General features: G+C 68.8%; 7 protein-coding genes and 1 riboswitch. Of the genes, 6 read left to right on the top strand and 1 reads right to left on the bottom strand.

What is annotated here, in order from left to right:
* Nucleotides 1-495 precede the first annotated feature (495 nt).
* Nucleotides 496-740, top strand: a riboswitch (cobalamin riboswitch).
* Between the two features lie 127 nt (nt 741-867).
* The 6 genes from CKO33_RS12890 to CKO33_RS12865 all read left to right on the top strand — a co-directional run bounded on the left by CKO33_RS12890 (nt 868) and on the right by CKO33_RS12865 (nt 10,929).
* Complete coding sequence (locus CKO33_RS12890; RefSeq protein WP_200182638.1) at nt 868-3,030, top strand: TonB-dependent receptor plug domain-containing protein; 2,163 nt, start codon at nt 868-870, stop codon at nt 3,028-3,030.
* Between the two features lie 75 nt (nt 3,031-3,105).
* A complete protein-coding gene (gene cobW / locus CKO33_RS12885; RefSeq protein WP_200182637.1) occupies nt 3,106-4,191 on the top strand; it encodes a cobalamin biosynthesis protein CobW in 1,086 nt (361 codons plus the stop codon).
* A complete protein-coding gene (gene cobN / locus CKO33_RS12880) occupies nt 4,191-7,964 on the top strand; it encodes a cobaltochelatase subunit CobN (protein ID WP_200182636.1) in 3,774 nt (1,257 codons plus the stop codon). Before cobW ends, cobN begins: the two co-directional genes overlap by 1 nt.
* A gap of 6 nt (nt 7,965-7,970) precedes the next feature.
* A complete protein-coding gene (locus tag CKO33_RS12875) occupies nt 7,971-9,062 on the top strand; it encodes a magnesium chelatase ATPase subunit I (RefSeq protein WP_200182635.1) in 1,092 nt (363 codons plus the stop codon).
* Between the two features lie 215 nt (nt 9,063-9,277).
* Nucleotides 9,278-9,727, top strand: a complete 450-nt coding sequence (locus tag CKO33_RS12870; RefSeq protein WP_200182634.1) for a vWA domain-containing protein — start codon at nt 9,278-9,280, stop codon at nt 9,725-9,727.
* Between the two features lie 53 nt (nt 9,728-9,780).
* A complete protein-coding gene (locus CKO33_RS12865) occupies nt 9,781-10,929 on the top strand; it encodes an MFS transporter (protein ID WP_200182633.1) in 1,149 nt (382 codons plus the stop codon).
* 21 nt (nt 10,930-10,950) lie between these two features.
* On the opposite strand, the gene CKO33_RS12860 is transcribed toward CKO33_RS12865, so the two are convergent.
* On the bottom strand, nt 10,951-11,332 hold a 382-nt coding region (locus CKO33_RS12860), incomplete at its 5' end, for a LysR family transcriptional regulator substrate-binding protein (protein WP_200182632.1).

Here is an 11,332-nt window from a genome sequence, read left to right as displayed (position 1 = left end):
ATGAATGGTACTCGCCATGAGGTCAGTCCTGCGTTGGATCATCGGCCACAATACTCAACCACTCCCGCGCATGAAACAGGGGGGCCTTATCATGCGGTATACAATCAAGCGAGACCCAACAGATAGTAATTGAGTTATGGATGGGAGATATACCAACGCAGCGGCAGTGCCATGAAAGGAACCCCGCTGAACCGTCTGGCCCTGGGGGCAGGCGCGGTGCAGTGGCTGGGTCCTGCCTGCCTGCCTACCGTTGCGGGGACAGCGCCGGACTGGCCGCAAGGCGGCTTCACCGGCTTTCTGAACACCTGTAGACGGGGCAAAGCCTACTGGCGGAACGGATGGCTTCGACGCCGGCGAGGGCCTTTTCCCCCATCCGGGGGGCAGGCGTGGCCATTGTCTCCGCAGGGAAATGCCGCTAGGGTATGGCGCCGTGACCCGGGGGGTGGGGCAGCCATCTGTCTTCGCCCCCAGGATCACGCCGCCCCGGGACTCTGCGGGGCGGTTAGGCTCGCAGGTGCCCCGGTGTACGCATCCGGGGTTAAACGGGAAGCCGGTGACGCCGTGAATCCACGGCCAGTCCGGCGCTGCCCCCGCAACGGTAAGCGGCGAGAAATGGATCCACAGGCCACTGTGGGGTGTTGTCATCCGGCGCACCTCACGGGAAGGCGGATCCACTGGACACGGGATTCCCCCCGCGTCCGGCCGCGAGCCCGGAGACCGGCCTGCAGCCTTTGGTACGCGTGCCGCGGGGTGCGGCTTGTCGGTTACCGGGGCCTGTCGATCCGTATGTGACCCTTCCCCTGGATCCGTTTCTCTTCCCCGTGGTGTAGGCCCTACACCAACCCGGCGCCTTGTGCGCATACGATCATGACATTGACCAAACCATCCCTCGTTGCGGGTCTGGCCTCCGGCTTGACCCTGTTTTCTTTCTGTGTCCATGCCCAGGAAAGGGCATCCCCCAGTGAACAGACCCAGCCACCGTCCACGGCAGAGGACCGCATGGCCCGGTTGCCGGAACTGACCGTGACGGCCCCCACCCGTTCGGCGCGCACGCTCTCCCGCAGCACGGTGGCGGTGGAGGTGATCACCCCGGAGCAGATCCGGCGCACCGGCGCCACCACCCTGGATGAGGCCCTGATGAAGACCACGGGCATCTACGTGCCTGCGGACGGTGATCGGGTGTCCATCCGCGGTGCCCGGACGCAGGATGCCATCTTCCTGGTCAACGGCCGGCGCATCACCGGGACCTCCGGGCGGGGGGATGCCTTCAGCCGCATCCCGCTGCAGCAGGTGGAGCGGGTGGAGATCATCAAGGGGCCGGGCAGTGTGCTGTACGGTTCCGATGCCCTGGGCGGGGTGATCAACGTGATCACCCGGTCTCCACAGGAGGGGTTTTCCGCCGCCCTGGATCTCAATGCCGGCCTGTCCGGGGAGGGGGAAGGGGGCCTGCTGGCGCCCTCGGCGACCCTGTCCGCCGGCGACCGGGATACCCGCTGGCGGGTCACTGCCGGGGCGGTGAATCGCGATGAGCACTCGCAGGCGGTACCGGCCCGGATCCGGGTCAAGACGGGGGAGACGGTCCAGTCCCCCGCCCAGCTGGAGAACACCGGTATCCGTGAGGTCTACAGCCTGGAGGAGGACCATCGGGCATCGGCGGATATTCACCACCTGCAGGCCCAGGTGGATCACTGGTTCAACGATCGTGTCCGTCTGGGAGTGGAGGCGGGTCTGCTCAGCGACGACCGGGAGCGGCGCTTTATCCAGACCGACCTGCCCGTACCCACGGCCGAGACCGATGAGGAGGGCCGGGTGCGCAGCACCCTCAATACCCCCGTACGCCAGGAGGAGGACAGCCGTCGCCATGACCTGTCGGTGGGTCTGGACTGGATGGCCACCCGCCATCTGGACCTGACTTATCGCATCGATCACAGCCGCTTTCGCATGGACCGTCATGTGTACGTGGTGCCGTGGCGGGACATGGGCTTTGCCCGGCAGGCGGACAGCGATTTCGGCACCCGGCGGGTGACGTTCACTGATCAGACCCATGATCTGATGGCCACCTGGTCCCCCGGCCCGGACCATCGTCTGCAGGTGGGGGTGCAGCACCTGGACCGGGAATACGAGGATCGGGCCCTGACCGGGGATGCGGCGGTGACGAAGCAGTGGCTCACCGGCCTCTTCGTGCAGCACCAGTGGGCCGTGACGCCCCAAACCGACCTGGTCTACGGCGTCCGTCACGACGACACCTCCGAATCGGTGGACAACACCGCCCTGCAGGCGGGGGTGGTGCACCGGTGGATGCCCGGTCTGCGCCTGCGCGCCCACTATGCCGAGGGATTCAAGATCCCGGAGGCGCGTTCCTACACGGTCCACACCCGGGATCCCCGGGGCCGGCTCGTGCTGGGGGCGGATGTGGTGGAACCCGCGGTGGGCAAGCAGGCCCATGATCTGGATCCGGAGCGCAGCAAGACCCTGGAACTGGGGCTCGCGGGGCATCTGGGCGGGGGCCAGGGTCAAACGCCACGTTTGACCTATGACATCGGTGTCTTCGAGACCCGCTTCGATGACCTGATCGGCAAGACCCGCGGTGACGGGCCCTATCTCACCTTCCGGAACATCCAAAACGCCCGGGTCCAGGGTCTGGAGACCGGATTCCAGCTGGATCTGCCCCATCGGATCCAGTTGGGGCTGAACACCACCTGGCTGGATGCCATCGACCGGGACACCGACCGGGAACTGACCCATACCCCGGATTTCATCGGCGTGGCCCGTCTGGGATGGGCACCGACCCGGGCCCTGCAGCTGGATCTGCGCATCCGGGGACAGGGGGAGCGGTATGTGGATGCCGCCAATACCGAGCAGGATGAGGCCTACACCCTTGTGGATCTGTCCGCGGTCTATCGGCCGTCCCGATGGGAGGGTCTCTCTCTGAGGGCCGGCATCGACAATCTTATGGACAAGGAGAACGAGACCTCCCTGTATGCCGATCCCGGCCGGTTCTTCCGGGTGGGGGCGCGGTACCGGTTCTGAGCGCCGGGAATATCATCCATACATAACCCCGGCCCCGGGCGGCCGAGCTGCCCGGGGCCGGGCTGAGGAGTACACATGTTGCATACCCCCAAGATTCCCACAACCATCTTCACGGGGTTTCTCGGCAGCGGCAAGACGACCCTACTGCGTCATGTCCTGGAAAACGCCGGGGGACGCCGGATCGCCGTGATCGTCAATGAATTCGGTGAACTGGGCATCGACCGGGACCTCCTGCAGGGATGCGGGCTGGGCTGTGACGATGCCGGGGCCGAATCCCCGGGCACCATGTACGAACTGGCCAATGGCTGCCTGTGCTGTACGGTCCAGGAGGAGTTCTACCCCGTGATGCAGGCCCTCATGGAACGGCGGGATCAGATCGATCACATCCTCATCGAGACCTCGGGACTGGCCCTGCCCAAGCCCCTGGTGCAGGCCTTCAACTGGCCGGAGATCCAGACCGGCTGCACGGTGGATGCCGTGATCACCGTGGTGGACACCCCCGCCGCGGCCCGGGGGCAGTTTGCCGCCGACCCCGCCGCGGTGGACCGGCAGCGCCGGGAGGATCCCAACCTGGATCACCTCTCGGGCCTGCACGAGCTGTTCGAGGATCAGCTCAGTGCCGCGGACCTGGTGATCCTGAGCAAGGCGGATCAGGTGGATGCCGCGGACCTGGCGCGGGTGGAGGACATGGTGCGGCGGGAACTGCCCTCACAGGTCCAGATCATCCACTGCCATCAGGGCCGCCTGGACCCCGCCCTGCTGCTGGGTCTGGGCCATGCCTCCGAGGAGGGCATCCATCTGCGCCACGATCATCATGGTCACCACCATCCTCATCACCATGACCACGATCACCACGATCACGACGCCTTCGATTCCATCCTGCTGGAACTGCCCCGGGTGGATCGGGATCGGCTCATGGCACAGCTGGAGATCCTGGCCGCCCGGTTCCCCATCTTTCGCATCAAGGGCTTCGCCGCCTTGCCCGGCAAGCCGATGCGGCTGGTGGTGCAGGGGGTGGGGACGCGTTTCGAGAGCTATTTCGATCGCCCCTGGGAGCCGGAGGAGACCCCCATGACCCGGCTCATGTGCATCGGCCGGGACCTGGAGGCCGATGCCCTGCGCCGGGTGCTGGACCCCTGTATCGCCGGGGATGGGGCCTGATGCATCTGCTGGCCGCCCAGCCGGGGGGATTTGTGGACGATCCCTCCGTGATCACCCGCATGGATCAGGAGCCGGCGGATATCGTCCTCCTCAGCGCGGCGGATACCACCCTCGCCCTGCTGGCCGCCGAATGCCCCCGGGCACGGGGATGGGCGGATTATCCCTCGGTGCGGCTGGCCAATCTCCTTTATCTGCGTCAGCCGGCCTCGGTGGATCTCTACATCGAGGAGGTGCTGCAGCATGCGCGCCTGATCCTCATCGATCACCTGGGTGGCGAGAGCTACTGGCCCTACGGCACGGAGCAGGTGGAGGCCCTGTGTCGGCGCAAGGGCATTCCCCTGGTGATGTTCTCCGGGGACCACACCGAGGACCCCAATCTGCTCATGAAGAGCACGGTGCCGCCCGAGGTGTCCCGCACCCTGTGGCAGTATCTCAAGGCCGGGGGAAGCAGCAACATCCGGGCCTTCTACCGCTACCTGGGGGCCCGCTTCTTCGACATGCCCCTGGAGGTGCCGCCCCCGCGGCCATTTCCCCGGGTCAGCATCTTCCATCCCCGGGTGGACAGGGGCACGCTGGCGGCCTGGCGGAGCCAATGGCACGACGGGGCCCCACGGGTCGCCCTGCTGTTCTATCGGGCCCACCTCCAGGCGGGGAATACCCGGGTGATCGAGGCCCTGTGCCAGGGGTTGCTGGAACAGGGGCTGAATCCCCTGCCCATCGCCGTGGTCTCCCTCAAGGATGCCCTCTGCCTGGAGGAGGTGCGCCGGCTCTGCCGGGAGCAGGCGGTCTCGCTGGTGCTCAATGCCACGGCCTTCTCCCGCACCGCCGGGGGGGATGGAGACACGGCCCTGGTGGACGACCTGCCCGTGCTGCAGGTGCTCTTGTCCGGGAGCAACCGGGACGCCTGGGAGGAGAGCCCCCACGGCCTGCAGCCCCGGGACATCGCCATGCAGGTGGCCCTGCCGGAGATGGATGGGCACATCATCTCCCGGGCCGTCAGCTTCAAGGGCCGGGAACACCGCTGCCCCCATACCCAGAGCGATGTGGTGCGCTATCACCCCCAGGCGGATCGCATCGCCTTCGTGGCCGAACTGGCGCGGCGCTGGTGCGACCTGCGCCGCCGCCCCAACGCCGACAAGCGCCTGGGGCTGGTGCTGGCCAACTATCCCACCCGGGAGGGGCGTCTGGGCAACGGCGTGGGGCTGGACACCCCCGCCTCGGTGATCGCCATCCTGCGCCGCCTGGAGGCGCAGGGCTACGGCGTGGAGGACATCCCCGCCGATGGCGAGGCCCTCATGGACCGTCTGCGTTCGGGCGTCACCAACGACCCGGACCGGCGGGCGATGCGCCCTGCCCACCAGAGCCTGGCCCTGGCGGAGTACCGCGCCTTCTTCGAGACGTTGCCCGAGGCCAACCGCCGCGCCGTGCTGGAGCGCTGGGGGGCGCCGGAGGAGGACCCCATGGTGCGGCGACAGCGTTTCATGATCCCCGGGATCCGCTGCGGCCGGGTCTTTGTCGGCATCCAGCCGGCCCGGGGCTATCACCTGGACATGATGGCCAACTACCACGATCCGGACCTGGTGCCGCCCCACGCCTATCTGGCCTTCTATCTCTGGCTGCGGCAACGGTTCGACTGCGACGCCATCGTCCACGTGGGCAAGCACGGCACCCTGGAATGGCTGCCCGGCAAGAGCGTGGCCCTGGGGGAGGCCTGCTGGCCGGATCTGGCCTTCGGCCCCCTGCCGCACCTGTATCCCTTCATCGTCAACGATCCGGGGGAGGGCACCCAGGCCAAGCGCCGTTCCCAGGCGGTCATTATCGATCACCTGATGCCGCCCCTGACCCGGGCGGAGAACTACGGGCCCATCCGCGATCTGGAGCGCCAGGTGGATGAATACTACGAGGCCCTGATGCTGGACCGGCGCCGGGCCGGGGCCCTGCGCCGGCAGATCCTGGCCTCCATCGTGGACCAGGACCTGCACCGGGATCTCGGCCTGGAGGCCCCCCGCAGCGAGGCAGAGGAACAGCTCCTGCTCAACCGCACCGACGCCTACCTGTGCGAGCTCAAGGAAAGCCAGATCCGGGACGGGTTGCATGTCTTCGGGCAATCCCCCGAGGGGCGCCTGGAGCGGGACACCCTGCTGGCCCTGGCCCGCTACCCCTCGGGGTCGGGGCGGGATGGGGACGACAGCCTGATCCGGGCCCTGGCCCGGGACCTGTGCCTGGGGGGGGACTTCGACCCCCTGGAGGCCGATTGGGAGACGCCCTGGGAGGGGCCGCGTCCCGCCTGTCTGGTCTCCATCCTGGAGGAACCCTGGCGCCATCAGGGGGACACCCGGGAGCGGCTGGAGGCCCTGGCCTGCCGGGTGCTGGAGGCCGGGCTGCCCCGGGACGGGACGCACTGGCATCACACCCGTCCGGTCCTGGAGCGCATCGAGCGGCGGCTGCGGCCCGACCTGCGGGCCTGCGGTGCGCAGGAACTGGGGCAGCTCTGCCGGGGGCTGGAGGGGCGTTTCGTCCCCCCCGGGCCCAGCGGCGCCCCTTCCCGGGGGCGTCCCGATGTCCTGCCCACCGGGCGCAACTTCTTCTCCGTGGACGCCCGCGCCATCCCCACGGCTACCAGCTGGGCCCTGGGCGAGAAGTCGGCGCGCCGCATGGTGGAGAAATACATCCAGGAGAACGGGGACTATCCCCGGGCCATCGGCCTGTCGGTCTGGGGGACCTCCACCATGCGCACCGGCGGGGACGACATGGCCCAGGCCATGGCCCTGATCGGGGTGCGTCCCCGCTGGGCGGCCGGCAGCCACCGGGTGACGGATTTCGAGATCCTGCCCCTGTCCGCCCTGGGCCGGCCCCGGGTCGATGTCACCCTGCGCATCTCCGGACTCTTTCGTGACGCCTTTGCCCAGGTGATCCGCCTGTTCGACGCCGCCGTCCAGGCCGTGGCCGGGCTGGACGAGCCGGAGGACATGAACCCCCTGCGGGCCCGGATCCGCCGCGAGACCGGGGAACTCACGGCACAGGGGCTGGACGCCACCACCGCCCGCCGGCAGGCCGGATACCGCATCTTCGGGGCCCGGCCGGAGGCCTATGGGGCCGGGATCCAGGGGCTCATGGAGGCCGGAAACTGGCAGACGGACGCGGATCTGGCCCGGGCCTATGTGCAATGGGGCGGCCACGCCTATGGGCAGGACCAGGACGGGGATCAGGCCCGGGAGAGCCTGGCCCGCCGCCTGGGGGGGCTGGATCTGGTGCTCCACAACCAGGACAACCGGGAGCACGACCTGCTGGATTCCGATGATTACTATCAGTTCCAGGGGGGGATGACGGCGGCGGTGCGCCATTTCAGTGGCCGTCAGCCCCAGGTCTATTTCGGGGATCACAGCCATCCCGCATCCCCGCGGATCCATACCCTGGAACAGGAGATCAGCCGTGTCATCCGCTCCCGGGTGACCAACCCCAAATGGATCGAGGGGGTCAGGCGCCACGGCTACAAGGGGGCGGCCGAGATGGCGGCCACCGTGGACTACCTGTTCGCCTACGACGCCACCGCCCGGGTGGTGCGGGACGATCAGTATGCCCGGGTGACCGATGCCTATATCAATGACCCCCGGACCCGGGCGTTCATCCTTCGGCACAATCCGGATGCATTGCACGAGATGTGCGAACGTCTGCTGGAGGCCATGGATCGTGGACTGTGGGCCCATCCTGGTCCGTATCGGCAGCAGGTGCAGACCCACCTGATCGACGCCGAGGAACATCTGGAAGAGTGAGTCACCATGCAAGCATCCCCCCGTCCCGATTATCCCTTCACCGCCATCCGGGGCATGCCCCGGATGCAGACGGCCCTGCTGCTGGCGGCCATCGACCCCCTGATCGGCGGCGTGCTCATCGAGGGCCCCCGGGGATCGGCCAAGACCACCAGCGCCCGGGCCCTGGCCCAGCTGTTGCCGGAGGGGGCCTTCGTCAACCTGCCCCTGGGGTGTGGCGAGGAGCAGCTGCTGGGTTCCCTGGACCTGGAGGATGTGCTGCAGCACGGCCGCACCCGTTTCCGGCCCGGTCTGCTGGCCCGGGCCCACGAGGGGGTGCTCTACGTGGACGAGGTCAATCTGCTGGCCGATGGCCTCGTGGATCTGCTGCTGGACGTCTCGGTCAGCGGCGTCAACCGGGTGGAACGGGATGGCATCTCCCATGCCCATGAGGCCCGTTTCGTCCTGGTGGGGACCATGAACCCCGAGGAAGGGACACTGCGCCCGCAACTGCTGGATCGCTTCGGCCTGTTCGTGCGTCTGGGGGAGACGATCCCCCCGCAGATGCGGGAGGAGATCGTCCGTGCCCGCCTGGCCTTCGAGGCCGATCCGGAAGGATTCGTGGGGCACCACGACCCGGCCCAGCAGGCCCTGCGGGAGCGGATCCTCCGGGCCCGGGCCGCCCTGGAGGCCCTGGCGTTCACCGATGCGGTGCATGCCCGGGTCAGCCGCATGTGTCACGAGGCGGGGGTGGAGGGGGTGCGGGCCGACCTGGTGATGCTGCGGGCGGCCCGGGCCCATGCGGCCCTGGAGGGGCAGGATCGCATCCGGGAGGAGGACATGGACGCCGTTCAGGACCTGGTGCTGGCCCATCGTCGCAAGGCGTCCACGGATACCGACCCCGCCGGGATGGAATCCGGTTCTGCCGGGACGGGGGATGAACACGGGTCGGGGCATGCCCCGCCGCCCCCGCAGGGGGGCGGGGCCCCGGAGAATGGGCCGAAGGATGCCCCGGGGGACCGTTCAGGGGACGATGCGGGGGATTGGGGGGCACTCCCCCCCGAGGCGGCGCCCCTGCACACCCTCTCCCGGGTGGGGGAACTGACGCCAAAAAAGCCCTGAGGCCCCGGCAGGCCCCGGGGCAACGGCCCAGCAGACCGGGGGAGGGGCCGGGGCGGCAGCGGGCCCCCGATCCCCGTCCCGGCGGGGGCATCCACTGGCACCGCAGCCTGCTCCAGAAGGGCCCGGATCCCCTCCAGCCATCGCATCTGGTCTATCGCCACCGGCACGGGGGCGGGGATGTCCTGTACTGCCTGGTCCTGGACTGCTCCGCCTCCATGCTCCGCAGCGGCAGGCTGTCCCTGGCCAAGGGGCTGCTGTCGGGCTGGCTGGGGCAGATCTACCGGCAGCGGGCCCAGGTGGCGGTGGTGGGGTTTTCCGGGCGGGAGGCCTGGGTGATCCAGTCCCCCGCCCGGGCCGGAGTGGCCAATGACCACTGGATCGCCCCTATCCCCGGGGGTGGCGGCACCCCCATGGGGCAGGGGCTGGCCCTGGCGGACCGGGTCATGGCCCGGTTCCGGCGCCGGGTGGACCATGCCCATGTCGGGGTGTGGCTGTTGACCGACGGCCGGGTCCGCCGCATCCCCCCGGCCCCCTGCCAGGCGGATTTCTGCACCGTCGTGGACTTCGAGACGGGCCGGGCCCGCTCCGGCGGCGCCTTGCGCATCGCCCGGGCCTGGGACGCCGCCCACTGCCCGGCCGACACCTTCGGGGTGGATGCGCATTGAACCCGGCGCGGGTTTGGGCCGATCATGTTGGGTTTCCCCAGCGTACTGGACCCATGCCCGCCGCCTACTGGACCCTCTCCAGCTTCTATTTCTGCTATTTCGCCAGCATCGGGGCCTTCATGCCCTACTGGGGGCTGTACCTGGATGCCCAGGGCTTCTCCGCCGGGCAGATCGGGGAGCTCATGGCCATCATCCTGGGCACCAAGATCATCGCCCCCAACGTCTGGGGGTGGGTGGCGGATCGCACCGGCCAGCGCACGCGGGTGATCCGGGTGGCGGCGGGGCTGGCCATGCTGTGTTTCTCGGGGCTGTTGTTCTTCAGCGGCTACTGGTGGGTGGCGGCCTTCATGGCCCTGTTCAGCTTCTTCTGGAACGCGGCCCTGCCCCAGTTCGAGGCCACCACCATGAACCACCTGGGGGAGAAGACCCACGCCTACAGCCGCATCCGCATGTGGGGGTCCATCGGCTTCGTGCTCTCCGTGGCCAGTCTGGGGGCGGTGTTCGAGCGTTTTGATGTGCAGATCCTGCCCTGGATCGTGCTGGCCCTGCTGTCGCTGCTGTGGCTCGTCACCTGGCGGGTGCGGGACGGGGCCGGCCATCCCGTGCACGCAGAGCCCCCCTCCCTGGCCGCCACCCTGCGCATCCCGGCGGTGGCCCTGCTGCTGATCGCCTGCTTTCTCATGCAGGCCAGCCACGGACCGTACTACGGTTTCTTCACCCTGTATCTGGAGAACCACGACTACAGCCGTACCGTGGCGGGTTATCTCTGGGCCCTGGGGGTGCTGGCGGAGGTGGGGGTGTTTCTCATGATGCACCGCTGGCTGCCCCGTTTCGGGGCCTGGCGGCTGCTGTCCCTGGCGCTGTTGATCACCACCCTGCGCTGGGGGCTGCTGGCGGTGTACGTGGATGTCCTGCCCATGTTGGTGCTGGTGCAGGTGATGCACGCCGCCAGTTACGGGCTCTACCACGCCGCCGCCATCTCCCTGGTGCACGGCTTCTTCGTGGGCCGGCAGCAGGGTCGGGGTCAGGCCCTGTACACCTCCCTGAGCTTCGGTGTGGGGGGCGCCCTGGGTTCCCTGGCCGGCGGCTATGTCTGGGACGGGATCAGTCCCTCGGCGGTCTATGTCCTGGCGGCGGCCCTGGCGGGGGCCGGTTTCCTCGCCGCTATGGCCGGCAGCCGGGCGCGGCAGCACGCCGTTTGAGATGGGAGGGCATATACCGGTTCATTCGGTATCGGGCGCGCTGTGGTCATGCTGTGCCTCTTGCGCTGCGTCCTCCAGCATCCGGATCAGGGCGGAGGCGGCGTTGGAGCGGGTACGGTCGCGGTGGGCCACCCAGCCCAGGGCGCGGCGCAGGTTGAGACCGGGCCAGTCCAGGATGTGGAGGCCCTGGGCCATGGAGCGGGGCAGGATGCCCCAGCCCAGGCCGATGCGGATCATCATGCGCAGGCTCTCCAGGTAGTGGGTCTCCAGGACCCTGGGGGGACGGATGCCGTGGCGGGCGAAGGCGGTGTCCACCAGGCCGCGGGTGAAGGTGCCGGCGGGGGGGAGCAGGGCCGGGTGTTGGCCCAGGCGGGCGGCGTCCACGGGGCCGGTGGCCAGGGGG

The sequence above is a fragment of the Ectothiorhodospira mobilis genome (genome assembly GCF_016584115.1).
Lineage (GTDB): Bacteria > Pseudomonadota > Gammaproteobacteria > Ectothiorhodospirales > Ectothiorhodospiraceae > Ectothiorhodospira > Ectothiorhodospira mobilis.
The sequence above is the reverse complement of the archived record's forward strand: the minus strand, read 5'-3'. Positions and strand labels throughout refer to the sequence as shown.

Excerpts from the sequence above, each read along its gene's own strand:
- CKO33_RS12870 (WP_200182634.1), top strand. The coding sequence starts at position 9,278 with ATGCTCCGCAGCGGCAGGCTGTCCCTGGCCAAGGGGCTGCTGTCGGGC.
- CKO33_RS12875 (WP_200182635.1), top strand. The coding sequence starts at position 7,971 with ATGCAAGCATCCCCCCGTCCCGATTATCCCTTCACCGCCATCCGGGGC.
- cobN (WP_200182636.1), top strand. The coding sequence starts at position 4,191 with ATGCATCTGCTGGCCGCCCAGCCGGGGGGATTTGTGGACGATCCCTCC.
- CKO33_RS12865 (WP_200182633.1), top strand. The coding sequence starts at position 9,781 with ATGCCCGCCGCCTACTGGACCCTCTCCAGCTTCTATTTCTGCTATTTC.
- cobW (WP_200182637.1), top strand. The coding sequence starts at position 3,106 with ATGTTGCATACCCCCAAGATTCCCACAACCATCTTCACGGGGTTTCTC.
- CKO33_RS12890 (WP_200182638.1), top strand. The coding sequence starts at position 868 with ATGACATTGACCAAACCATCCCTCGTTGCGGGTCTGGCCTCCGGCTTG.